Source organism: Aliiglaciecola lipolytica (assembly GCF_018860635.1).
Classification (GTDB): Bacteria; Pseudomonadota; Gammaproteobacteria; order Enterobacterales; family Alteromonadaceae; genus Aliiglaciecola; species Aliiglaciecola lipolytica_A.
This window is the reverse complement of record NZ_JAHKPT010000035.1, coordinates 125,339-149,943: the sequence shown is the minus strand read 5'-3', so window position 1 is coordinate 149,943 and position 24,605 is coordinate 125,339. Positions and strand designations below refer to the sequence as shown.

The window sequence follows — 24,605 nt, the reverse complement described above, 5'->3', positions numbered from 1 at the left end:
CTTTATCTCTAAGCCCATATTGACGTTACAGGCTAAACAATATACTACTTAAATTACTATTTGGTTTTTAGTGCATCACTTCGACTAGTTAACACTTGGTCAATTAAACCGTAATCTTTAGCTTCAGCTGCACTTAAAAAATTGTCACGATCTGTATCTTGAGAAACTTTATCGTAATCCTGACCGGTATGTTCTGCCATCAAACGGTTTAGCTTCTCTTTAATAGACAGGATTTCTTTAGCATGTATTTCAAAATCAGATGCCTGTCCTTGAAATCCGCCCAAAGGCTGATGAATCATCACTCGAGAGTTTGGCAAACAATAACGCTTACCTTTAGCTCCACCTGACAACAAGAATGCGCCCATACTGGCAGCTTGCCCAACACACACAGTGCTCACGTCAGGTTTAATAAAGTTCATTGTATCATATATGGCCATTCCTGCCGTAACAGAACCACCTGGAGAGTTAATATATAAAAATATATCTTTCTCAGGGTTTTCAGCTTCTAAGAACAACATCTGAGCCACGATTAAGTTAGCCATGTGATCTTCAACTTGACCAACTAAGAAAATTACATTCTCTTTCAATAGTCTAGAATAGATATCGTAAGAGCGCTCACCCTTTGCAGTTTGTTCTACAACCATGGGGACAAGTGCATTGAGTGGATCGATCGGATTATTCAACATAAAATTAATTCTTCAAAAATGAAAATGCTCGGTAATTACCGAGCATTTAATCAGGTGCTGACTATTGAAGTCAATTACCAAAGGCCTAAATTATTGTTGTTTGTTCATGATATCGTCAAAAGCTGTGTCAACTTCTTTAACTTTAGCCTGACTTAGAACCAATTCAACTGCTTGCTCTTCAAGCGCAACATTTTGAATTTGCTGCAATAATTCATTATTTGTTTTGTAGTACTCAATGACTTCAGATGGATCTTCGTAAGCAGAAGCAGTTGTTTCAATTAACTGCTCAACTTTTGCATCATCCACTTTAATTTCATTGATTTTGATGATTTCACCTAAAATTAGACCAATTGAAACGCGACGTTTAGCATTTTCTTCGAACAAGTCAGCTGGTAATTCAGGCATATTTGCACTGTTGCCACCAGATTGTTGTTGGAAACGTTGCTTCGCTTGCTCGCGTAACGCGTCGATCTCTTGATCAAGAAGTGCTTTAGGAACATCAATACTGTTTTGCTCAAGCAATCCAGAGATGACATCTTCTTTCAATTTAGCTTTAAGGGTTTGATCAAGTTCACGTTGCATGTTCTTACGAACTTCAACTTTAAGTGCTTCAATATCGCCATCTTCAATACCGAATAATTTAGCAAATTCTTCGTCTACTTTAGGTAGCTCTAAACCTTCAACCTTAGTGACAGAGATAGTGAACTCAGCTTCTTTACCTTTTAGGTTTTCAGCGTGGTAATCTTCAGGGAAAGTCACTTTAGAAACAACTTCTTCACCTTTCTTCGCGCCAACTAATGGTTTTTCAAAACCAGGAATCATGCGATCTTTACCAAGCTCTAGTGGGAAGTCTTCGGCTTTACCGCCGTCAAACTCTTCACCATCAATAGTACCTACGAAATTAATCGTTACACGATCATCTTTCTTCGCTTTACGCTTAACTTCTTTCCAGTCAGCGTGTTGCTTACGCAAGGTATCCATCATGTTGTCGAGATCTTTGTCGTTTATTTCAACAACAGGCTTTTCAATCTCGATTTTATCAATACCTTGAACTTCTAGTTCAGGATAAATTTCAAAAGATGCAACAAATTCTAAATCTTCGCCATCCACATCTTTTGTCATTTCAAAGCGAGGCATACCCGCTGGATTCAGTTTCTCTTGAACCACAGCTTCGTAGAAATTACGTTGCATGGCTTCACCAGCAACTTCTTGACGAACAGCCTGGCCAAAGCGTTTTTTAATAACAGTGACTGGCACTTTACCTGGACGGAAACCATTAATACGTTGGGTTTTAGCCAACTGCTGTAAACGTGACTTTACCGCTGAATCAATAGAATCAGCAGGAACAGATATGGTTAAACGGCGTTCTAGGCCTTGAGTCGTTTCGACTGACACTTGCATTATTATTCCTCAACTATGCGTCACATAACGCGTAATTCGAACTCGCAGCAACTGATAAATAACGTATTAGATTGATGTATTTATTTAATGTAAAAACAACAGGCTATTTTAGATACCAATACTGCCGCATATTGCGGACCTTGTTGGTCCACCTCGGTTAAAAAAGACGCGACAGTATACAGGCTGAGGGCTGCATAGTCGAGGGTAAAAATTAATTTAAATTAGCCCATCAATATAGAATAAGAATATCAGTCAAAAACCCATAGCAGCAGCGTCGGCTGATATGTTTTTTTCACCGGCTTAGGTTAATTGCATAACTGCTTAATATGTGGAATATTATTTGAAGAAAAAGTGACTATACTCTGAGCCTAATTTGAATCCCAAAGATATACTATTGCATCAGTTGAGATGCATATTGACGATTTCAGGTGCGAAACATATCAGCATGTTTCACCCCCAGCTGGATTGGAAATCTGATCGAATTTCGGCCGGTTCAACTGAACCTATTGGGCAATTATCAAGTGATGAGATTAGCTTTTATACGGGTATAGAAGCAGTTCGAACATCGTTAGATAAGAAGGTTCAATACAAGCCCTTAGACCAAACAACAATGCTGATACAAGTCACGGTTTCCTTCAGCTCAGATGTTAGCAGTTTAAACAATGAAGACTCCAATTTCGACTTAGTACCACCAGAAAAATCTCGCCGCACCCCAGTTCGCCCTTTTAATGCAGAGCAGTCTTACTTTGTAAAAATGACGTTCAACCAAGCTTTGCCTGCATGGTTAACTCAATCAAGCAATAATTCAGAACAATCGAACAATACCTTTTCTGCGTTAGAGCAGTTGATCTTAGCCGCCGGAATGCAAAGTCAATTAGTTAGTGATTTCTTATTTTTATTGTCTGACCCTCTCACGAACCTGTGCCCAAGACCTGTACTGCAAAGTAAAATCGCCAAGCTTAGTCAATCCTATTCGATTGGTTTAGTGATGCTGCACTGTATCGATTTTCACCAGATCAATAAGAAATTTGGACACCAATTTGGCGATACCGTAATACAAGAAATCGCGACTAATCTTAAAGATATCACTCGTGAAGGTGACATCTTATGCCGATTTGGCGGGGCACTTTTTGGCGTCGCATTCCCCGTCAATGAGCAGACGGATGTTGCTAGCCTAGCTAAAAAATTACAACGCTCCTTGCAGCAAAAACAATATCTAGAGGGTGCAATCAACCTATTATTCGATTTAGGTGCTGCAATTGTGGAGCATAATGAACAGTCAAGCAGTGAAAATGAAAGTGCCAATACGCTAATTAATCGAGCTGACCAAGCATTAAAAGTAGCCCAACAAGAAAATCAACCGTCAATCATCACTTGGCATAAAGATGATTTCAATTTGTATCAGCAACAGTTTAATTATCTTGGCGGAATATTTACGGCCGACACAGTAACAGACTATCGTAACATGTTGTTATTGTGGGATATTTCCTCACTAATTGCAGACAAATACGACTTTTCCCAACTCTGTCAAAGTGTGGTGCAGCGTTTAGCTCAAACCTTTGACTTTGTCTGTGCGGGGATCATCAGCACACAAGAAAATGACGAAACCGAATATAAATATTCAATCGATTCAAACGATAACGCGATTTCCTTAAGTAATAAGGACCACGCTTTTTTAGCTGAAATTAAACAAATGCAAAAAGTAGCGATAGAGAGCAGAAAGCCATCCGAACGCTATATGGGAAGTGCGCTTCTATTGGTTTTACCTTTAGAAATCGAAACCCAAGATTGTTTTTTCATTTGCGGCAATGCCGAACGATTTGAAGTCAAACATGACACCAAAGTGTTGTTATCAGGTTTAACTCGTCAACTAGGCAAAGCACTGCGCAGAAGTCGATTGGAAGAAGAATTAAATCGAAAACTTGAAAGTCAAAATGAACAACTTCAAATTGAATTGGCGCAATTAAAAGAAGGTCTGCAAGTAAGCAGTATTATTTATCGTTCACAAGCAATGGAAAACTTGATGCGCCATGCCAAACGCGCAGCATTAACCGATACAACCGTTTTGGTAACGGGTGAAAGTGGCACAGGTAAAGAGCGTTTAATCAATGCTTTACACCAAATGGGCAACCGCAAAGACAAGGCATTTGTAATTGTAGATTGCGGCTCTATTCCTGAAACATTAATAGAATCTGAATTATTTGGTCATGTCAAAGGTGCATTTACTGGAGCGCAAAATACCACCTCAGGAAAAGTGCTGGATGCGAATGGTGGCGTGCTAGTGTTAGATGAAATTGGTGAACTGCCTTTGAATATGCAAACAAAGTTATTACGCTTTGTACAAGAAAAACATTTCACCCCCGTGGGCGGCAATAAAGTCATCAGTGTCGATGTGAAAATTATTGCGGTTACCAATCGAGACTTAGCCGAAGAAGTAGAACAGGGACGTTTTCGTAAAGATTTATATTACCGTTTAAATGTTTTAACTTTACACAATCCACCTTTGCGCGAAAGAGTCGAAGATATCGCACTGTTAGCGACGCATTTTTTAAAGAAATTTGCCGAACAATTCAAAGTCGAAAAACGAACCCTAGCCCCCGCCACTCTAGATAAAATGATGAAGTATTCCTGGCCAGGTAATATTCGTGAGTTAGAAAACCGCTTGATGCAAGCAACTTTACTCAGTGAAGATAGCCTTATCGAATGGGAATTGTTGAATATTCATGACGAGGGGCAACAATATGCAATGCCCAGTGTAGGTCATTCTACCCCTACGACGCTTCAGCAGCGTCCGAATGCAGGTTTGGTTTCACATACCAGCAGCAACTTGCCTAATACCTTATCTGCGCCTGAGACGGCTATGCCAACCCAGACTCCAGTACCTATCCATGCAAATAATGAGGCCCAATCACGACGTTTAAACACAGAGCTCTATTTTGAAGAGCTGTTAGCGGTTTTTAAACATCAACTTGCCACGTCGGGTCAACACCCTCAATTTTTTAATGCGCCATACGGCACTTGGATTGAGGACGAATTAATCATAAAAACCTATATCGCAACCGATCGTAAGATGCGCTTAACCGCCGCGCGGTTGTCGATATCACAAAGTACGGCTCGCCGAAAAGTAGAGAAAATTCTAAAAGAGATTGATGCAGGATCATTAGACCGCCCTTCAGACTGGGAGCAGGTTAGTGCGGCCTTGTTACCTATTGCCACAGGAGACATTCACGTTAACAATTGTGTGGCGAAAATAAAGCTGTTGGTTTTGCAAGCGGTTTTAAACACGCCAGTTTATAGCATGGCCCAAGCTGCTGAAATGTTGGGGGTTAGCGAACCAACCTTTTATAAACTAAAACGTGAATTAGAGAGCTCTGATTAAACAAATCTGACTCAAGCAAACTCATATAGGTATTCTTCAGATTAACAAAAGCGATGGCATTTTAAATTTAAACCGCAAATCACCCTAGTGCAGTATTAAAATATAGGTGAGACCCAGCAAATATTATCTGCGTCTTAATTTAATATCTAAGACTTTGGAATCACTACTGATATTAGCCTGCCTAATTCGGACATAACCTTCATCAATCACGTTATCTATGTTTTGCGTCAATGTATTCATAATCCCCATCGGCGGCATTTCTTTAGACTGCAAGATACCTGTCCACTGGTTGCGCCCCGCCTCTTTGGATTTGTACAAAGCATTATCGGCTAACAGATGCACTTGTTCCCAACTCAAGGAGTCTGGGTAATGATGTGAGAACGGGTACATGCTGTATCCGATGGAGCAAGATAAATGCATCTTTTGTTTAAGATCAATATCAAAGCCGTAGCCGGCAATTTTGCTACGCAAACGCTCTGCGAGAAGCTCAATTTCCTTCACTTCTTCAACTCGTCCCATTATTAAAAACTCATCCCCACCCCAGCGTATCACCGTATCTGACTTACGACATACCGCTTTCAACAAATCACTTACCTGACAAATCACTTTGTCTCCAGCATCATGACCATAGGTATCGTTGATCGGTTTGAACCCGTCTAAATCAAACATCAGGAAAAACAATCTTGGACCATCGTCAGCGGTGAACTTTCCAGCACTAAGTGATTGTTCAAAGTCACGAAAAACACTTGCGCATTGTTGTTCAACAATGCTGTTTAGATAACGTCGATTATGTAACCCAGTTAGTTGATCAGTGACACTGGCGTTAAGCAATTGTTCATTGGCTTCACGCAATTCGACAGTTCGACTTTTCACTTCTAACTCAAGTTCATGGCGATAATTCGCTTCTTTTTCCAACTTGTTAACATACGAACGATAAACCCAATAACCTATTGCAACGGCGATAAGGATATAAATCGTATAGGCCCACCATGAATACCAAGGTGCGGGTAACACGGTTAATGCAACATCAGCGCCCTGTTCATTCCAAATACCATCATTGTTGGACGCCTTAACTCTAAATAAGTAATTTCCAGCCGGCAGGTTAGTATAGGTGGCTTTTCGAATATCTCCGGCTTCTATCCAATTGTTATCAAAACCTTCTAACTTGTACAAATAACGATTATTGTTTGGTGAGGCGAAATCTAAACCGGCAAATTCAAAGGCAATTAAATAGTCTTTATGGGAAATTTGAATGTGATTGCTTCGTTGACCTGATGAGTCTAAAACAAACACTTCATTTAACTTTTGGAATTTGGTCAAAACAACCGGCGGAACATGTTGGTTTGGCGCTATTTTTGATGGATAAAACGAAGTCGCTCCATTGGTTCCACCAAAATAGAGTTTACCACTTTTCGACCGGTAGTAAGCGCCATTGTTAAACTCATTCCCCTGTAATCCGTGGGAACTATCATAGTTTAGGAGCTCAGAGGTCTTTGGATTTAACTTGCTTATACCACGGTTTGTGCTCAACCATAAGAATCCAGCTTCATCTTCAAGAATACCGAAAACACTGCTACTTGGTAGGCCTTCGTAACGAGAAATCCGTTCAAATTCAAATATGCCGAGTTTACGATTCTCAGCAGAAAGTTTCGCCACACCAGCTCCTCTGGTGCCAATCCACATATTTTCTTGGGAATCTTCGTAAATCGTCCAAACTTCTAGGCTGCCCAAAGATTTTGGATCATCAACCTTATTCGGAATTCGCATAGCGGTGCCCGTAGTAGGATTGAAAATATTTAATCCAGCTCCCCAAGTGCCTATCCAAAGTAGGCCATTCTTGGCTTTATGAACGGTCAATAACTTATTGCTACCTAAGGTTTGTAGATCTGTTTCATCCGATAAATAACGCATGAATTTTTGAGTTTTTATGTCAAACAAATTCAAACCACCACCAAAGGTAGTAATCCATAATTTGTTATTGCCAGCAGGTTCAATTGAGGTAACCCCCGGTGCTGATAAAGCGTTAGGATTGTTTTTATCCGCAGGGTAATGAGTGAAGGTCATCGTGCGAGTATCGAGTTTACTCATACCTTGGTCTTGATAGCCAATGTAAAGCTCATCACCATTTTCAGAGTAAAGTGACATCACAGTGTTACTGCGTAACGAATTATCGTCATTTTCATCCGCAACTAAATGTTGAATAATGCCAGTTTCAACATTTAACAAATCCAATCCACCAATCGAGCCTATCCAGATTTGATTTTCTTTGCCGTCAAAAAAAGTATTGATGTAACTACCGCTAAGGCTTTTTGATTTGTCTACCGCTTCCCGAATGTGGTCAAAGTTAGAGGTAGCCGTATTCCACTTGTTCAACCCCTTAATACTTCCTACCCAAAACACATTACCGCGATCTTGGAATAAGTAAGTTAACTTGCTATCTGAAAGGCTATAAGGGTTTTGTTTTTCAGGTTTGATATGTAAAAACGATTCACTATCGCTTTCCAATCGAAAAAGACCGTCAGAGGTAGCTAACCAAATTTTATTATTGCGATCTTGATATATATGGCTGATTTTCTGGTCAACTAGGGGCTCAGGTAACCAAACTCTGTAATCATCATTCGCTTCTTTGGGCAAAGTAATAACAGTTGCACCTTTATCACTGCCTAGCCAAAGCCTGTGTTGACTATCAACCATAATTGTCTTTACTTGATTAGTTTGCCCCCCCGTAACTAGGTCCATTTCCGCAGCGTCCACTAAAACCTGATGGGAATTGGCGTCGAGTTTGATTACGCCTAAACCTAGGGCTGAGACCCACAAATTGCCTTGCTGGTCTTCGCTGATACTTTGCACTGAAATACGCTTTGTTTCGTCAGCGCTAAGGGCTACATTAGTGAAATCATCAGTGGCTGGATTATATATATTCAATCCGTTGTCAGTGCCAATCCAAATTTGATTTTGTGATGAGTTAAACAGTACTCGCACAGTGTCTGAATTTATACTACCTTTGTCTGCGGCTTGATATCGGTAATGTTTGAAGGTTTGCGAGCTTTTATCAAACACATTAACGCCATTGCGTGTGCCTATCCATAAGACATTTTTTTGCGGCTCTATAATCGAATAGACCCAATCAGAACTTAACGAGTCTTTATTTCTGGAACTGTAAGTGAATACTTTGAATTGATAACCATCATATCGGTTCAGGCCTTCTTGCGTGCCAAACCACATGTATCCTTCAGAGTCCTGAAAGGCGGTTAATATATTTTCTTGGGACAACCCTTGGTCTAGGGTAATACGTTGAAACTTAATATTTTCATTATCTGCTATCGCGTTAAAAGCGCTAAACAATACAATTAAAATAAGCATTATTTGTAATTTTAGGTTTTTAACTAGCATCAATGACTTCATCTATTTATTTTGTCCTAATCGTTGAAAGCATGAGCATCTTAGTAGCCGATTACCACATGTTCAACCAAAATTGATAACTCTTTTATTCTGAAACAAGCAAGCTGCATTCATGGAATGCAGCTTGCTATTACGCAATGTAGAATTAATTAGTCTATTTCAATTTCCAATAGCTGATTTGATTGTTGTTCATCATTCGCTACAGATTCGTCTAACAATGCTTGGTTAACAGTTTCGATTGATGTATTTCCATCCCATACTGAACCTTCGATTGAAGTTAAGGCATCCCAAATTGATCCTTGGATAGACGATAAACCATCCCAAATCGAACCTTCAAGGGCAGTAGAACCATCCCAGATTGAACCTTCAAGACTAGACAAACCATCCCAAAGTGAACCTTCAAGGGCGGTAGTGCCATCCCAAATTGAACCTTCTAATACTGAGAATCCATCCCAGATTGAACCTTCAAGTATAGTAGAACCATCCCAAATCGAGCCTTGCAGGGCAGTAGTACCATCCCAGATTGAACCTTCAATAGTCGTTGAACCATCCCAAATTGAACCTTGAAGTGCAGTGGTCCCATCCCAAATTGAACCTTCAATTGCAGTAAGTCCATCCCAGATAGAGCCTTCAATCGTTGTCGTACCATCCCAGATTGAACCTTCAGCTACGAATTCACCATTACCTAGTGCTAACAACAGTTGACCTTGTTCAGTCACTCGTGCCGGCCCCTTAAAGTGAGCAACACCGTTCAAATCAGCTGTAAGATCTAAGCCTACATTGGCACAACCTGAAGCAGTGCTTGTAACAGCCGCATAGGCATTGATTAGACCTGCACCTTGTGTGAAAGGACCATAAGCTTCACCTGTAGATGGATCTGTCATAGCTGACGCTGAATCAATCAAACGACACTTTACATCATCAGGGCTTAAGTAAGGATTGTGCTGCAACATTAAGGCAACCGTACCTGTAACCACTGCAGCTGCCTGAGAAGTACCAGATATCATGTGGTAATCTTCACCGGTCTCAGATTCTACGAAGTTTTTGTTTTTCAGTAAATTTTTGTTCATTTTAGAGCTGATATGCCCACCAAATGCTACGATTTCAGGTTTAACAAAGCCCTCTACTGAAGGTCCCTTAGACGAGAACGTTGTCATACGATCATCGCTTGCATCGCTGGGAGTATAACTGTCTGTCGCTGCACCAACGGTAATAATATACGGATTGTTACCTGGAACTGACACTGTGGCATAATCTGAGCCAGTGTTACCTACTGAAGTCACCACTACAATACCAGCATCCCATAAACGCATCACAGCTTGGTTAATTGGATCGCTCCAATAGTTAGATTGCACACTAGCCCCTAACGACAAATTTAGCACACGTATACGATAGCGATTACGGTTTTGATAGATATAGTTTAAGCCGTCTAACACATCCGTATAGCTGCCATTGCCTGAAGCATCAAAGGCTTTAACAGATAACAAATATACGTCTGGCGCCATGCCGTTAAACTTACCATCTTCACTTTTTAAACTGCTGGCAATTATCCCGGTCACGTGACTACCATGGCCGTTTTGGTCATCATTCAAAGTGCGCGTCTTTTTACTTTTGATCGCGTTATACTTATAAAAAGCACGTGAAGTCTCGTACTGGTTTTGTAGCAAATATTTACCTTGGCTTCCGCCCATCAATGTACCGCTGTCTAAAACAGCTACTGTCACACCTCGTCCAGTAATCCCCTTTTCATGCAACAAATCTGCCTGAGTTTGAGTGGCGATATTGTTATCGATGGCGAATTTTTTAAGTTGGCCTGGAGCACTTTCCGACTTCCCATTATCACTTCCCATGGTCATTACGTTTCTATCTGCGGTAACGTGCAAACCAGATATATTGGCTAGTTCATCAGCCTGAGAAACAGACAAATATGCGCTTATGGCGTTGATAATAGGGAATTCACGAGCCACCGCACCACCAACGCGCTCTACTGCAGAAACTAGAGCATCGCGACCTAACCCCTGTAATATATAGGATTGTTCTTTTGCGACGTTCTGTTTAATAACCATTTGCGGGGTACTGCCCGATTCGGTAAAAAAAGGAACACTGCTACTATTGGCTTGAGTTGTCAGCATCACTGCTGAAACACTGCCAATTAGTGATAACGCTCCAACTAACAATGTTTTCTTATCTGTAAAAAAACTCATTTTACCACTCCACTTCGGATAAATTTTAATCTCTACAGATATCAATGCACACACCATGCCAGATTTAAAAATAAGTATAACCCATTGTTTTAATTGATTTAATATAATTTATCAAAAACAAAACTTAAAATATGAAACACAAACTTAAATACTGAACAAAAATAAGAACCACTTATTCATAATTTAAGTCATAAATGCGAGTCCAATTAAATTACCTTAAAATTTGCGTTACTTGCCTTTAGTATTTGTTAGACAAAGTAACAAAAGCCTTCTTTAAGATGTATTTATAACCGTTATTAGGGTGTCCCCCTGAAATAGGCATTGAGAAGCAAGCTAGTGATGGTTATCCTGCACCTAACATTAATACAAATATACTCCCGAGTTCTCTGCATGAGCAATAGCAATAGCAATAGCAAAATAATTCTAGCCATCCTTTTCATCGCAATAGCAGTATTGTGTTATGTCATGTTTGCACCTCCTGCTCATGAGCCAATTGAGCTGTCAGAGGAAGTCAAAAAAGAGTTACTGAATGAGACCGGCGATATCGGTATGCAACAACAACAGCATCCACAACATTTACAGCCTGAGGAACAAGAAATAGATTTGGAAGGTATACCGCCAAGCCCATTAGATATTTCATTAATAGGGGTGGTAGCCAGTGATGTGGATACTGAAGCCTCAGCAACCATTCAATCACGTTTACAAATTCGCACTTACTTTATTGATGACCAAATTGCATACACCAATGCGGTTATTCAAGAAATAAGGAACGATAGGGTTATATTGTTAAATGAAGGTCAACGACAGGTTTTATTGCTTAGAGGAACCGCTTCGAGCGATGAAGACAAGGGGAACACTAATACCAATTCAAACTCATCAAATGGTTATGATCAAAATTCCAATGATGATGACATTGCAAAATCAATTGGCAATCGACCTAAATTATTAGAGCATATTATTCATATTTCACCGTTTGACCAAAATGACTTATCGGCAGGTTTTAACGTGTCTCCAGGCATGAATCCAAAACTGTATAAAAGTGCAAATTTCAAACAAGGTGATATTTTACAAAAAATAAATGGTAACGATATCACCACAGAAGAGGGACTAGAGGCCGTTCAAACATTACTGCCCACCGCTCAAACATTGGTGTTTAGCGTATTACGTGGTGGTCAAGTGATTAGTTTATATTTAGATATTCCTTCAGAAAACCTAAGTATTCAGAAAATTTAGAAAAACGAAAATAGGCAAGGATGCTTATCGTTAAATAGACACAAAGAAAATTAAGAAAAAGGACAGAAGGAAAATAAGGCAGTTTAACGGTTATTATATAACTGAGATATTGAGAAGGGATCTTCTAAATATGGTGCGGAAGGAGAGACTTGAACTCTCACGCCGTGAAGCACTGGAACCTAAATCCAGCGTGTCTACCAATTCCACCACTTCCGCAAGTGGGGTGGACGATGGGGTTTGAACCCACGACCACCGGAATCACAATCCGGGGCTCTACCAACTGAGCTACGTCCACCACTGTGTTACTCTTTTCTACACTAAATCTTTTTTACTTACCAGATAATTATATATCCGTATTCATCTGTCACTCTCATTAAATATACATTATCGAGAAGTAACACTAGATATCAAATTCATATCCAACCGTTCCGCTGGCGCGTCCGGCAGGATTCGAACCTGCGACCACCCGCTTAGAAGGCGGGTGCTCTATCCAGCTGAGCTACGGACGCTCTACGAATCTGAACAAGCAAAAAAATGGTCGGTGAGACAGGATTCGAACCTGCGACCCCTTGGACCCAAACCAAGTGCGCTACCAAGCTGCGCTACTCACCGAACAATCGTTGCGATAAAAACCTCATCGCTTCGAGGGGGCGCATATTACCCACTTGCCCCAATCTCGTCAAATACTTTTTTATAGATTTTTTCTAACTGCTTAATTATGGAGCAAATAGTTTATAAAACAGTCTTTTTTTGATGCATATTATTAATAATTCGTACAGGTCAGCATAAAAACCAAAAATTTATTTTAATAACGCATGATCAGCGGGCAATTTATTTTTTATCCAAATAGCTAACCTGTGCTTCATACTCAACAAATCTTCAGAATCTCCACCTAAAGACGCAATAAGTTTATCGTTTACTAATAGACGATAAATAATTTCCACTTTTTCCTTTTGTCCCATGGTTTCACTAAAACCATCATATCCACGGTTTTTTGCATAGGTTTCCCCTACGCTAATTGCCATTTTCAACAATTGTTGTTCATTTTTGATTTTCTTCAAAATAATTCCTTAAGCCAGAAAACGCTACTATACGCTTATTTTGTTTTGTCTACTTCAGCGCTGTGCTTTGATTCAGGATAAAACCATATACCATTCTTCTCTGGGGAAAAACCCAGCTGAACTAAATAGTTTTCATGTTTCAAGCTGTCTGCTTTGGCAAATACATTCCCATAACCAAATTGTTTTTTTAATCGTTGGCCTTGCCCCAACACGAAGTGTCCAATGCGACAATCTCGATAAGCAGGGATTACAAAATCAAAATCAACAATAAAATTATTGTTTTCATCAGGGTATCCAGAAAGCAATCCTGCCACTTCAGTATTTTCCATCATAAAATAAAATCGACGGTCCTTTTGTTGCATTTTTTTGAAAAAACGAGGAAAGTGGAATTCAATATCCTGGCGATGATAATCAAGGAAAAAATCCACATAATTCGAAGGCATACTCACCTCTAATACAGAAAAATGCTGCTCGGCTTGCATTAACATTTTGCGTAAATAAACAACGTTAGTAATAGCAATAAAACCATTTAGAAAAGCCACCGGAGAAGCGCCGATAATAATTCCGTAAATACAAAATGATGAGGCTCCAAATAGATTGTACCAACGGAGTCGTACAATTGAATCTCGCGTTAATGAAAACGCAATTAACGCCGATGCACAGTAGCCAAAAATTTCTACGCCAGAGAGTTGCAAGAGTCTTTTCCTTTATAATGTCGCTTATCTAAACCATTTCAGATAAACATATTGGGATTATACGTCAGTTCAATTGCAATTCCTGCTAATCCGTAGCATCAATTAATTTGCACCTAACATCTAAGCATAATTAATATCAACTCACGATTGCTTGGCTTGCCATGGTTATGGGACAATAAGCGCAACTGAAGATTTAAAAGCTAAACAAATGCCAGCACAACTGATAAACGGAAAATCAATTGCCAAACAGGTAAGAGAAAACGTCGCTTCCCAAGTAGAAGCCATAACGGCCGCAGGAAAAAGACCGCCAGGCCTTGCAGTAATTAAAGTGGGGCACGATCCTGCCTCAGGTGTATATGTGGCAAATAAACGTAAAGCCTGCGATGAAGTTGGCTTTGTCGATAAAGCCCATGATTTACCAGCCAACATTACTCAACAACAGTTGCTAGATTTAGTGGATACACTCAATCAGGACCCTGAAGTTGACGGTATTTTAGTGCAATTGCCTTTGCCTGCAGGATTGAATGCAGAAGAGGTTTTAGAACGCATCCGTCCGGATAAAGACGTTGACGGTTTTCACCCTTACAACATTGGCCGTTTAGTGCAACGTATGCCAGCTCTAAGGCCGTGTACTCCAAAAGGTATAATGACCCTCATTGAATCGACAAAACGTCCAGCAAAAGGGTTAGACGCTGTAATAGTTGGGGCTTCAAATATTGTCGGTCGACCTATGTCTCTTGAACTACTTTTGGCCGGATGTACCGTCACCACTTGTCATAAGTTTACCCAAGATTTAAAAAGTCATGTGAAGCGCGCTGATATTCTTGTAGTCGCCGTCGGCAAAGCTGAATTCATCCCTGGTGATTGGATTAAGCCAGGAGCAATTGTCATTGATGTTGGGATTAATCGCCAAGCAGACGGCTCGCTAGTTGGCGATGTAGAATTTGAAGTAGCTAAAGAACGTGCTGGATGGATCACTCCCGTGCCCGGCGGTGTAGGACCAATGACAGTGGCAAGCTTGATTGAAAACACCTTAGAAGCTTATGTTAAGTATCGTAGCTAGTGACTAACGAGAGTGAACAACTTGGTAACCAAGCGGTTGAAGAAACCAAAGCTTGGTTAAACCAAGTGGTAATTGAGTTAAACTTTTGTCCATTTGCGAAGCGAGAAATGCAGCGCAATTCGATTCGATACAGGGTTTGCAATTCCAAAAAAACCAAAGATGTACTCAACCTATTCGCTCAAGAAGTACTGTTTTTAGATCAACACCCAGAAATTGAAACCTCTTTACTTATACTCACTGAGGGCTTTAAACACTTTTTTAGCTATCTAGACATAGTGGATATCACCCAAAACTGGTTAGATGAAAACGACTATTCAGGGGTTTATCAAATTGCCAGTTTTCACCCTGAATATGTTTTTGACGGGGAACCAGATGATTCTGCGGCAAACTACACTAATCGATCTCCCTACCCCACTTTACACTTGCTCAGAGAAGAAAGCCTAGACAGAGCAATTCGCTCCTACAAACATCCAGAACAGATACCCGAAGACAACATTAACAAAGCGCACAACATGGGAGAGGCCGCGCTGAAGGCATTGTTATTATCTTGTATGAGAAACTAAAGGGTTAAATGACGGGATAGAATAGCCAAGTGAAAATACACTAACGATTGAACAAAAGCCTTACCCTATCGGCACAAGCAGATTACAAAATGAACCTGCGATGATGAGTTACGCACTTGAACGCTTTCGAAGTGGAATAACACCGCAGGTTTGTGAACGTTGTTAAATCTTACCTCACCGTATTAAATAAATGGATTATTGCGGCGACTCACCTTCATCAATTGGATACTCTTGCGGCTGCTGAATCTGACTATTTTTGTTTTCAATGAAGTCCTTGTACTCTTTGTCTATTTGACCTGCAGAAAAGCTGGATAACTGATAATTAACGTCATACCAGTATTTGCCAGAATCACCTTCAAAGCGAGCAAAAATAGCACCCTCGTTTTCCCATAACCACATGCTTAGAATACGACCATCTTGCAGGCCAATTTCGAACACTGCGGTCACTGACTGAGGATTAAATCCACTATCTTCAGTTTCAGCAATTTGTTCAAATTTCAGGTTCACTAGGTTATCCACATAAGCACTTAAAATGCTGTCATATTTGAGTTGTGCGCTGTCTTCCAAACCTGACAATTGAAAGTCATCTTGCTGTTCGAAATCCCGTAAAATTTCAAAACCTAAGTCTCCTTCGCGGCGCACATAGCTTACTTGCTCAGCTAACACGTCAAGAATAGGTTGTTTTAGCCAAGCGTTTTGATCTGATGGCAAACTGATTATACGATCCAACAACCAAGTTTGTTTTTGTCCCAGCAAACGCACATAGGTTCCTTGCCCTAAACTCGCTTGTGAACCTATTAATACCTGATAGTTTTTTGCGCCCACGCGCAATTCCACTAATGTTGCTTGACTGTCAACCACATCAATATCTTGTAATCCCAATCGAGCAAAGTTTTCAGCTTTAGCGGTTTTAGCTTCGAATAAAATGGCTTTTGATAAAGCATCCACTAATTCAGCCAATGCCTTTTGTTGCATTGGATACTCGCGCTTACTTTCTGCTAGCACTGTCACCCATCCAACGTCAGACTGACGAGCACTGAATAACATCCCATTAGAGTTAGAAACTTGAATTTCTTGAATCTTTTGAGCCTGCGCAGCAAGTTCTGGAAACAGCTTAACCTTTTCCCCAGAAACCTGATTAGCACGGATGGTCAAAAAATAAATTGCGGTTGCTAAAGTAACAATAATGACCAGCAATGAAATCAATTGTTTATTCATGTGATAACCCCTCATCACCTTTAGAACGAGTTCTCAGCAAACTAGCAAGTAGCATAAGGATCAGCATTAGCACTATAGGGGCAACAGCGATATTAATAAATTTCAACCAATTCCCCAGCGCCTCAATATCCTTGTCTAACTGATGTCTCACTTCACGCAGGGCTTTTCGAATCTCAGTTCGTTTCTCGATAAATTCGTCAAGTGCTTGTTGTTGTTCTGGCATCATAACCAAACCAGCTCCTTCTACTTGCTGACTTTGCAACTGAGCGAGTTGCTGTTCAGTTTCTTCTAATTGTTGCTGTAGAAGTTGTTCTTGTTCGCGGAACTTACGTTCAGCCTCCACTTTTAAAGCATCGACAGTGTTAAATGGACGGGCAAATGTACCGCGACTACGAATACTGATAAGTGCCTCACTCCCACTTAGATTCTCTACCGCATTAGTAACAAAATCGCCGTTGTTCGCAAAAGGTGTGTAAACCGTTTCGCCAAAGAAGTTCGCTTGTTGCACCCAAAACCGATCTGCCAGCAAATCCGTATCACCCACCACAATGACATTTAATTGATTGGTAGAAGAAACGTGTGCACTATCAGCTGTAGCATCATCTGGCGCACTTTTGTAAGCGGAAGAAGCTCTGCCATGCAATCTAGCAGCAAGCACATGTTGTTGCTTCTGGTTGGTAAACTCTCTTGCTAATGCGTTAGGGTCTCGTAATGCAGAATAAGTGGTTACATCAATGAAACCTGAATTTGCAGAAGAACGCATCAACGGTGTCCAACGTAAGTTACCACCTGTGGATTTACTAAACGCGCCAAATGACGCGCCATTGATTATTTCGAGACTTGCGGTAGTTACGTCGTCGCGATCAAGTTGTTGAGATTGAATCCCCACAAAACCAAAATGACGAGCGACACCGCCATCTGCAGTGCGAATATCTAGGCCTAGTTCCGCATCAAGCAGTACCTGACTATCATTAAACTCTAGTCCCCAAGCTTCGAATAAAGAGGTTAAGTTAGAACTATTTTCAGTAGATGCGCCCATACCTGCCATCATCGCCATCGGATCTGACTCATTGTTGGGATCAACAAAAGCAATGAGTTTTCCACCTTGCATAACGTATTGATCAACCGCGTATAACAAGGATTCATTTAACGATTGAGGATGCACTAGCATAAGCACGTCAGTATCTTCAGGTAAGGCTTCTGCGCTATTTGGAATCTGTTCCACTTGATACAATTGCTGTAATTGAGTGTAAAACGTCCAAGCTGGATCAAACTGTCCTGTCATCGGATTCTGTCCACCAGCTAGCGGCAAATCCGTGATTAAAGTCACTTTAACCGACTCAGGTTGAGATAGTTTATGGATCAGTTTACTGATTTCGTATTCAAGAAACTTCTCTTTTTGGGGATCAAAAAAGCCAATCACTTCTTGATCATCTAAAGCGTTAGTCGCCGCCAAGCCCAAATATATAGCATCGCCCATAGTGCCAAGTGTGGCGGCAGTCAGACCAAATTCATTGGCTTGATCTTCCGCTTCGGAAAAGGGCTCAGGATCAACAATATGCAAATTGATTTTTCCATCTGCGGCTTTTGAATACTCTCGCAACATACTTTCTACACGGTTCGCATAGTTGCGCAAAGATGTCATACTTTTTGATGATTTATCTGAGAAAAAGAAATATAAATTAATGGGTTCATCAATTTTTGAAACAATTTCCTTGCTGCCATCAGACAAAGAGTAAACTTGATTCTCAGTCAAATCGAGGCGAATTGGACTCAATAACTGATTGTTTAGCACCGTTAAAGCAAAAAATAAAACGGCCAATAAAATTAAAATTATGGAGGTGGAAAATTTACTCATATTACTAATCCGCCTTTTTACGTTCGATGATCAATAAACTGGCGTATAACCAAATTACAATTGAAATGAAGAAGTAACCTACGTCATTGAGGGCAATTACTCCCTTCGCAAGTGACTCATAATGAGTCAAAAAGCTAAATGAGGCGACGGTATCAATCACCATGGTTGGTGCCCAGTTTTTGAACGCATCCAAAACAATATTGCTGCCACTGACAACAAACAAAAAACACACGACCACTGCCAATATAAACGCCACCACCTGATTTTTAGTCAGTGCCGACATACACATTCCAATGGCTAAAAAGGCTCCCGCCATTAACCAACTACCAATATAAGCGGCGACCACCACCCCGTTATCAGGATTCCCCAAATAATTGATGGTTAGCCATAATGGGAAGGTCAATAATAAAGATAACCCCAACACAGCCCAAGAGGCTAAGAACTTTGCAACCACAGCCTGTAGACTGCTTATTGGTAGTGTCATCAGCAGTTCAATACTTCCACTTTTTCGCTCTTCAGACCATGTGCGCATAGCGATTGCTGGCACTAAAAATAAATATAGCCAAGGGTGGAAGTTGAAAAAGGGCAGTAAATCGGCTTGCTCTCTTTCATACAAACTACCGATAAAAAACGCAAAAACAGCTGATAAAATCAAAAATATTGTGATAAAAACGTAGGCAACAGGGGTAGCAAAAAAACTTGCAATTTCCCGCTTAAATAGTGTTGAAATCATTCCCATTAGCCCTGCCCTCCTTGTGTCAATTCTCGAAATACTTGGTCTAGACGACCTGGCTCAACATACAAAGTATCAACCGGTAAACGACGTTCATGAATGTGTTTATTTACCTCATGCAAAATATCACTGCCAGGTTCTGTCAATAATGTCACTTTCCCAGTGGCTCTATCGGCTTGAATATCCACTATGCCCGGCACATCTAAAAAGCCTGAAGTATCCGATGGATAACTTAAATGTAAGGTGATGGCATTGTGATATTTAGATTTTTGGATAAGTTCTTTCGGAGTACCATCAAACTTCATTTGACCTGCAGCTATAATCATTACTCGATTACACAGTGCAGACACTTCCTCAAGTATGTGAGTGGAAATAATCACTATTTTATCTTTCGCCAGATTTTGGATGAGTTCACGCACATGATGCTTCTGGTTTGGGTCTAGTCCGTCAGTCGGTTCATCTAAAATCAGTATTTGCGGATCATGCAATAAAGCTTGTGCTAAGCCAACCCGACGTTTAAATCCCTTAGATAAATTATCAATGGGTTTATCTAACACCGATTGCAGGTCTATTTTGTTAATTACATGGCTAATTCTTTGGCGTTTTAAATCCCCCTTTAAACCTCGAATATCTGCAATAAAATTCAAAAACTGCAATGGCGTCATATCACCATATGCTGGCGCACCTTCAGGTAGATAACCTATTTTTTGCTTTATTTTTTTGGGGTCTTCATAAATTGATAGGTCATCAATGAATATTTCACCATCATCTGGGGTGATAAAGCCTGTGAGCATTTTCATAGTAGTTGATTTGCCTGCCCCATTGGGGCCCAAGAATCCAACTACATCGCCAGGTTGTATATTAAAGTTCAGGTGATTAACAGCGACAAAATCACCAAAAATCTTCGTTAAATTTTTTACATAGATCATGCTATTCCCATTATGATCATTGAGTTCACCAAATTCTTTGTGAATATGGTGCTCAGAAAAAAGAAATCAAGAATTTACGCGAACAATTAAGACTATTTTTATTTTAAGTAAAACGTCAGTGCGACACAGTTTCATTGCAAAGGAATTTTATTAAAAATGCAATTTGATGCCAATTTTTTTTAGGATACCAAAAAAAAAGACTTAAACTCGGTAAAAACGTTAATTTAACCTAAGTTTAAGTCTAAAATTGGTTCGGGAAGTGAACGCCCAAAGGATAACAAAAAATGTATGGCATAATCATTTCAATATAATGCCAATGTGTTGCAAAATGTGTCCCCTCAGTTTAGAGATTCACCTTGCAACAACTGATTAAAAATATGAAAGGCCTCCATGCCAATAGAGATTAACCCAATTGGGCACATTAAAACCCCGTATAAAGAGAAGTTTGCAATCCCAAGACAACCAGGTTTGGTGACTGCAGCATTTGGTCAGATAATGTTTACCCAAGCATTCAATTCGGTAGACTTTATTCGTGGTATAGAGCAATTCAGCCATTTATGGCTAGTTTTTCAATTTCATCAGACTGCCGATAAATCCACATCCCCTTTAGTTCGCCCACCTCGACTCGGTGGCAACGAGAAAGTGGGAGTATTCGCCTCACGCAGTACTCACCGCCCTAATAATTTGGGCATCAGTGCGGTTAGGCTGGAGAAGGTATCGTCTATAAGTGGCCAACATTGTTTAATTGTTTCAGGAATGGATCTACTAGACAACACACCAATAATAGATATCAAACCTTATATTCCATATTCAGATAGTATTGCCGACGCCGCAGCGGGTTATGCGCAAGATAAACCAGAAGAGTTACTCGCCGTTAGGTTTTCGAAAAGCGCACAACAACAGCTAACTATCTACCAGCACAAATATCCCCATTTAAATATTTTGATTGAGCAAATACTAAGTCAAGATCCCCGTCCGGCGTATCACAAAACCACAACAAGCGATCGCCTTTATGGGGTAGCTTTATATGATTTAAACATCCAATGGCGTGTTGCAGAACATTGTTGTGTCGTGGAACAAATCAACCAGATTTAAACGCTTACAGAGGTAAATCTGGAAATATCCGACTAAGCTGTTGCCGATTTAACTTCCAGTGAGATTGCAGTGCCTTGGCATACCAGTAACGAACGTCGCTAGTCGCCATCAAATCACGCCCCTGATACAACTTTTCAGGAGCAAGACCAGGCCAATCACCGAGTACTTTTGCGTCGCCTGAGAATAGCAAAATCTATGCAGTCTCAATTTAAGACGAAAATAGTGACAAGAAGTTTATCCTGACAAGGATAATATCCCTTTTGCCTTTTACAGGGTGCTGGTAGAATGGCGGCCGTTTACGATTTAAGAGCAAAATAAGGATCAACTAAGCTGATGCGTACCAGCCAATATCTGTTATCTACCCAAAAAGAAACTCCTGCCGATGCGGAAGTGATTAGCCACCAATTAATGTTACGGGCTGGGATGGTTCGTAAGCTTGCTTCAGGTTTATATACTTGGCTACCCAGTGGCCTACGAGTGCTCAATAAAGTGGCTGACATTGTTCGTCAAGAAATGAACAAGGCTGGAGCGATAGAAATGTTGATGCCGGTGGTGCAACCAGCAGATTTATGGCAGGAAAGCGGACGGTGGGACGAATATGGTCCAGAATTGCTGCGCATTAAAGATCGCCACAATCGTGATTTTGTTTTAGGTCCAACTCATGAAGAAGTGATTACTTCCCTTGTTAAAAATGAAATCAGCAGTTACAAACAACTGCCAATAAACCTCTATCAAATTCAAACCAAGTTCCGAGATGAAGTACGTCCTCGTTTTGGCATAATGCGTGGACGCGAGTTCACTATGAAAGACGCCTATTCATTTCATACATCAGATGAATCAATGCAGCAAACCTATGCTGGAATGTTTCAGGCTTACTGCAATATCTTTGAGCGCCTAGATTTAGAATATCGTCCGGTTATCGCTGACTCCGGTTCAATTGGCGGTGCTGTTTCCCATGAATTCCATGTATTGGCTGATTCCGGTGAAGACGCCATTGCCTTTAGTAATGGTTCAGATTACGCAGCCAATATCGAAATGGCTGAAGCGATAGCGCCCTTGACTGAAAAATTGCCGGCCATGGCAGTAAAAACCCAAGTTGCCACTCCTGATGTAAAAACCATTGAACAAGTTTGTGCGCACTTTGATATCAGTGCCGACAAAACGGTTAAAACCATAATCGTTTTAGGTGAACAAGATGACAAAGGACAACAAGGTTTAGTCGCGCTAGTGCTGCGCGGCGACCATACGTTGAATGACATCAAAGCCGAAAAGCTAGATTCAGTGTATGCGCCCCTCACAATGGCCTCAGAGCAACAAGTTTTACAAACGTTAAGCTGCGAACCTGGCTCAATTGGTCCAATAGAGCTTTCTATTCCTGTGATTGTCGATAGAAGTGCAGCCCACTTAACAGATTTTGTTTGTGGCGCAAACAAAACAGGGTTCCATCTAACTGGCGTAAACTGGGAAAAAGACATCGTAGACTATCAAGTTGCCGATATACGTAACATTGAAGCCGGTGATCCCTCTCCAGATGGAAAAGGGACGTTAGAGATCAAACGCGGTATCGAAGTGGGTCACATATTCCAGCTAGGCGATAAATACTCCGAAGCAATGGGCTGTGGTGTACTCAATGAACAAGGCAAACACCAGATTTTATCTATGGCTTGTTATGGTATTGGCGTATCGCGCATTGTTGCAGCGGCCATTGAACAAAATCACGATAAATTCGGCATTATTTGGCCTGATGCTATCGCCCCTTTTCAAGTTGCATTGATTCCAATGAATATGCATAAATCTCATCGTATTCAACAGGTTGCAGAGTCGCTGTACGAAGAATTAGTTGCTGCTGGCATAGACGTTCTCTTTGATGATCGTAAGGAACGTCCAGGTGTCATGTTCAATGACATGGAACTGATTGGTATTCCTCATACGATTGTCATTGGTGAACGCAATTTAGACGAGAATAACGTCGAATATAAACATCGACGCACAGGTGAAAAGCAGCTAGTCAGTATCAATGATGTATTGTCGCTGTTACAAAAGCAATAAAGAATTTAATAGCAAAGACCAACCGCTAGGTTGGTCTTTTTCCTGCTAAAATCTATTTCCATATATTTTTCAATAACTTTGAATAACTTCACATCTTAATTGTTGAATTAGTCAGTGATACGCTATGCTAATATCTGCGAATAATAAGTTCGCAAGGACAAACTGCAACAAAGAGATGGAATATGCGATTAACCTTTTTCGGTGTTAGAGGCTCAATCCCTGCACCGGGTCCAGAATATATAAAGTATGGTGGCAATACAGCCTGCGTGCACATTGAATTAAATGATGGCACTGACATTATTCTCGATGCAGGCACAGGGATTAAAAACCTCGGTCAAAAATTAATTTCAAAACAGACCGATGTACATTTGTTGCTGACCCATAATCATTGGGATCATATTCAGGGTTTTCCATTTTTTGCACCTATATATCAGCCTGACAGAAATATATTTATCACGCCAGGTATGACGACCTTGGATGAAAATAACGCCATTTTGAATCAGATGTCTGGCAGTTATTTTCCTGTTCATTACAAATCACTACAGTCAAATATAGAACTCAAACCTGTACCTGAAGGCATTAATAGTTGGCATATTGGCAGCGCTAAAATTTATCGGCACCCAATGAACCATCCCGGCAGCGGCAGTTCTTATGTAATCGAAGCCGATGGTGCTAAAATTGCCTACATCACCGACAACGAACTTTACCCTCCCTACCGTAAAGAAACTGATTTTCTACAATGGGTAGAGTTTGCAATGAGCGCCGATATTATTATTCACGATGCCCAATACATGCTGTCTGACATGCCAGGTAAATCAGGTTGGGGACACTCGGTGGCAGAAGAAGCGGTAAAGCTAGCTTTAGCATGCAGAGCTAAGCGTTTAGCACTTTACAGCCATGATCATATTCGTACAGATGAAGACATCGCAGCGATTGAATCCCATTGCCAGGAAGTCATTGCTATTGCGGAAGATGATCTGCAAGTTTTTGCTGCGGCAGAAGGATTGGAAATCGTATTTTAAGTTATATCTGACGG

At 40.6% G+C, this 24,605-nt stretch carries 18 protein-coding genes and 4 tRNA genes; 7 read left to right on the top strand and 15 right to left on the bottom strand.

Annotated features, from left to right (window positions below):
* Positions 1–56 precede the first annotated feature (56 nt).
* Complete coding sequence (gene clpP / locus KO530_RS18585) at positions 57–686, bottom strand: ATP-dependent Clp endopeptidase proteolytic subunit ClpP (RefSeq protein WP_216049959.1); 630 nt, start codon at positions 684–686, stop codon at positions 57–59.
* A 90-nt stretch (positions 687–776) separates the two neighbouring features.
* On the bottom strand, positions 777–2,087 hold the full coding sequence (gene tig, locus KO530_RS18580; RefSeq protein ID WP_216049958.1) for a trigger factor: 1,311 nt from the start codon (positions 2,085–2,087) through the stop codon (positions 777–779).
* Positions 2,088–2,532: 445 nt separating this feature from the next.
* On the opposite strand from tig, the gene KO530_RS18575 reads away from it, so the two are divergent.
* Complete coding sequence (locus tag KO530_RS18575) at positions 2,533–5,466, top strand: sigma 54-interacting transcriptional regulator (RefSeq protein WP_216049957.1); 2,934 nt, start codon at positions 2,533–2,535, stop codon at positions 5,464–5,466.
* Positions 5,467–5,589: 123 nt separating this feature from the next.
* On the opposite strand, the gene KO530_RS18570 is transcribed toward KO530_RS18575, so the two are convergent.
* Both KO530_RS18570 and KO530_RS18565 read right to left on the bottom strand, forming a co-directional pair.
* Positions 5,590–8,871, bottom strand: coding sequence for a ligand-binding sensor domain-containing diguanylate cyclase (locus KO530_RS18570; protein ID WP_216049956.1), 3,282 nt, complete (start codon positions 8,869–8,871; stop codon positions 5,590–5,592).
* A gap of 146 nt (positions 8,872–9,017) precedes the next feature.
* On the bottom strand, positions 9,018–11,072 hold the full coding sequence (locus KO530_RS18565; RefSeq protein ID WP_216049955.1) for a S8 family peptidase: 2,055 nt from the start codon (positions 11,070–11,072) through the stop codon (positions 9,018–9,020).
* 390 nt (positions 11,073–11,462) lie between these two features.
* On the opposite strand from KO530_RS18565, the gene KO530_RS18560 reads away from it, so the two are divergent.
* Positions 11,463–12,305: a type II secretion system protein N gene (locus tag KO530_RS18560; RefSeq protein ID WP_216049954.1), complete on the top strand. Its 843-nt coding sequence runs from the start codon at positions 11,463–11,465 to the stop codon at positions 12,303–12,305.
* Between the two features lie 131 nt (positions 12,306–12,436).
* Here the strand turns inward: KO530_RS18560 and KO530_RS18555 are convergent.
* The 6 genes from KO530_RS18555 to KO530_RS18530 all read right to left on the bottom strand — a co-directional run bounded on the left by KO530_RS18555 (position 12,437) and on the right by KO530_RS18530 (position 14,061).
* Positions 12,437–12,521: transfer RNA gene (locus tag KO530_RS18555), tRNA-Leu, on the bottom strand.
* 3 nt (positions 12,522–12,524) lie between these two features.
* Positions 12,525–12,600 (bottom strand) — tRNA-His (locus tag KO530_RS18550).
* A gap of 137 nt (positions 12,601–12,737) precedes the next feature.
* Positions 12,738–12,814, bottom strand: a tRNA-Arg gene (locus tag KO530_RS18545).
* A gap of 26 nt (positions 12,815–12,840) precedes the next feature.
* Positions 12,841–12,917: transfer RNA gene (locus KO530_RS18540), tRNA-Pro, on the bottom strand.
* A 188-nt stretch (positions 12,918–13,105) separates the two neighbouring features.
* Positions 13,106–13,366: a DUF5062 family protein gene (locus KO530_RS18535; protein ID WP_216049953.1), complete on the bottom strand. Its 261-nt coding sequence runs from the start codon at positions 13,364–13,366 to the stop codon at positions 13,106–13,108.
* Between the two features lie 35 nt (positions 13,367–13,401).
* Entirely contained in the window at positions 13,402–14,061 is a 660-nt protein-coding gene (locus KO530_RS18530) for a hypothetical protein (protein WP_216049952.1), read from the bottom strand.
* A 208-nt stretch (positions 14,062–14,269) separates the two neighbouring features.
* On the opposite strand from KO530_RS18530, the gene folD reads away from it, so the two are divergent.
* Together folD and KO530_RS18520 are read left to right on the top strand one after the other, a co-directional pair.
* The gene (folD, locus tag KO530_RS18525) at positions 14,270–15,124 is read left to right on the top strand and encodes a bifunctional methylenetetrahydrofolate dehydrogenase/methenyltetrahydrofolate cyclohydrolase FolD (RefSeq protein WP_216049951.1); all 855 of its coding nucleotides are present in this window, start codon (positions 14,270–14,272) and stop codon (positions 15,122–15,124) included.
* Positions 15,124–15,687, top strand: a complete 564-nt coding sequence (locus tag KO530_RS18520; RefSeq protein WP_216049950.1) for a DUF1415 domain-containing protein — start codon at positions 15,124–15,126, stop codon at positions 15,685–15,687. The genes folD and KO530_RS18520 overlap by 1 nt, the downstream gene beginning before the upstream one ends.
* 195 nt (positions 15,688–15,882) lie before the next feature.
* Here KO530_RS18520 and KO530_RS18515 read toward each other — a convergent pair whose 3' ends face one another.
* The 4 genes from KO530_RS18515 to KO530_RS18500 are packed head-to-tail and all read right to left on the bottom strand — an operon-like array spanning position 15,883 to position 20,425.
* The gene (locus KO530_RS18515) at positions 15,883–16,905 is read right to left on the bottom strand and encodes a DUF4340 domain-containing protein (protein WP_216049949.1); all 1,023 of its coding nucleotides are present in this window, start codon (positions 16,903–16,905) and stop codon (positions 15,883–15,885) included.
* Complete coding sequence (locus KO530_RS18510; protein WP_216049948.1) at positions 16,898–18,763, bottom strand: GldG family protein; 1,866 nt, start codon at positions 18,761–18,763, stop codon at positions 16,898–16,900. The genes KO530_RS18515 and KO530_RS18510 overlap by 8 nt, the downstream gene beginning before the upstream one ends.
* A gap of 4 nt (positions 18,764–18,767) precedes the next feature.
* Positions 18,768–19,502: an ABC transporter permease subunit gene (locus tag KO530_RS18505; RefSeq protein ID WP_216049947.1), complete on the bottom strand. Its 735-nt coding sequence runs from the start codon at positions 19,500–19,502 to the stop codon at positions 18,768–18,770.
* A complete protein-coding gene (locus KO530_RS18500) occupies positions 19,502–20,425 on the bottom strand; it encodes an ABC transporter ATP-binding protein (RefSeq protein ID WP_216049946.1) in 924 nt (307 codons plus the stop codon). Before KO530_RS18500 ends, KO530_RS18505 begins: the two co-directional genes overlap by 1 nt.
* A gap of 390 nt (positions 20,426–20,815) precedes the next feature.
* Here KO530_RS18500 and tsaA point away from each other — a divergent pair, with 390 nt between their 5' ends.
* Positions 20,816–21,520 carry a tRNA (N6-threonylcarbamoyladenosine(37)-N6)-methyltransferase TrmO gene (gene tsaA / locus KO530_RS18495; RefSeq protein ID WP_216049945.1) on the top strand — a complete coding sequence of 235 codons (705 nt, stop codon included), beginning with the start codon at positions 20,816–20,818 and terminating at the stop codon, positions 21,518–21,520.
* Positions 21,521–21,524: 4 nt separating this feature from the next.
* On the opposite strand, the gene KO530_RS18490 is transcribed toward tsaA, so the two are convergent.
* The gene (locus KO530_RS18490) at positions 21,525–21,710 is read right to left on the bottom strand and encodes a hypothetical protein (protein WP_216049944.1); all 186 of its coding nucleotides are present in this window, start codon (positions 21,708–21,710) and stop codon (positions 21,525–21,527) included.
* Positions 21,711–21,853: 143 nt separating this feature from the next.
* Between KO530_RS18490 and KO530_RS18485 the strand changes: the two genes are divergently transcribed.
* The gene (locus KO530_RS18485; RefSeq protein ID WP_216049943.1) at positions 21,854–23,569 is read left to right on the top strand and encodes a proline--tRNA ligase; all 1,716 of its coding nucleotides are present in this window, start codon (positions 21,854–21,856) and stop codon (positions 23,567–23,569) included.
* A gap of 182 nt (positions 23,570–23,751) precedes the next feature.
* Entirely contained in the window at positions 23,752–24,591 is an 840-nt protein-coding gene (locus KO530_RS18480; protein WP_216049942.1) for an MBL fold metallo-hydrolase, read from the top strand.
* Positions 24,592–24,605: the final 14 nt, after the last annotated feature.

Excerpts from the sequence above, each read along its gene's own strand:
- clpP (WP_216049959.1), bottom strand. The coding sequence starts at position 686 with ATGTTGAATAATCCGATCGATCCACTCAATGCACTTGTCCCCATGGTT.
- tig (WP_216049958.1), bottom strand. The coding sequence starts at position 2,087 with ATGCAAGTGTCAGTCGAAACGACTCAAGGCCTAGAACGCCGTTTAACC.
- KO530_RS18575 (WP_216049957.1), top strand. The coding sequence starts at position 2,533 with ATGTTTCACCCCCAGCTGGATTGGAAATCTGATCGAATTTCGGCCGGT.
- KO530_RS18570 (WP_216049956.1), bottom strand. The coding sequence starts at position 8,871 with ATGAAGTCATTGATGCTAGTTAAAAACCTAAAATTACAAATAATGCTT.
- KO530_RS18565 (WP_216049955.1), bottom strand. The coding sequence starts at position 11,072 with ATGAGTTTTTTTACAGATAAGAAAACATTGTTAGTTGGAGCGTTATCA.
- KO530_RS18560 (WP_216049954.1), top strand. The coding sequence starts at position 11,463 with ATGAGCAATAGCAATAGCAATAGCAAAATAATTCTAGCCATCCTTTTC.
- folD (WP_216049951.1), top strand. The coding sequence starts at position 14,270 with ATGCCAGCACAACTGATAAACGGAAAATCAATTGCCAAACAGGTAAGA.
- KO530_RS18515 (WP_216049949.1), bottom strand. The coding sequence starts at position 16,905 with ATGAATAAACAATTGATTTCATTGCTGGTCATTATTGTTACTTTAGCA.
- KO530_RS18510 (WP_216049948.1), bottom strand. The coding sequence starts at position 18,763 with ATGAGTAAATTTTCCACCTCCATAATTTTAATTTTATTGGCCGTTTTA.
- KO530_RS18505 (WP_216049947.1), bottom strand. The coding sequence starts at position 19,502 with ATGGGAATGATTTCAACACTATTTAAGCGGGAAATTGCAAGTTTTTTT.
- KO530_RS18500 (WP_216049946.1), bottom strand. The coding sequence starts at position 20,425 with ATGATCTATGTAAAAAATTTAACGAAGATTTTTGGTGATTTTGTCGCT.
- tsaA (WP_216049945.1), top strand. The coding sequence starts at position 20,816 with ATGCCAATAGAGATTAACCCAATTGGGCACATTAAAACCCCGTATAAA.
- KO530_RS18485 (WP_216049943.1), top strand. The coding sequence starts at position 21,854 with ATGCGTACCAGCCAATATCTGTTATCTACCCAAAAAGAAACTCCTGCC.
- KO530_RS18480 (WP_216049942.1), top strand. The coding sequence starts at position 23,752 with ATGCGATTAACCTTTTTCGGTGTTAGAGGCTCAATCCCTGCACCGGGT.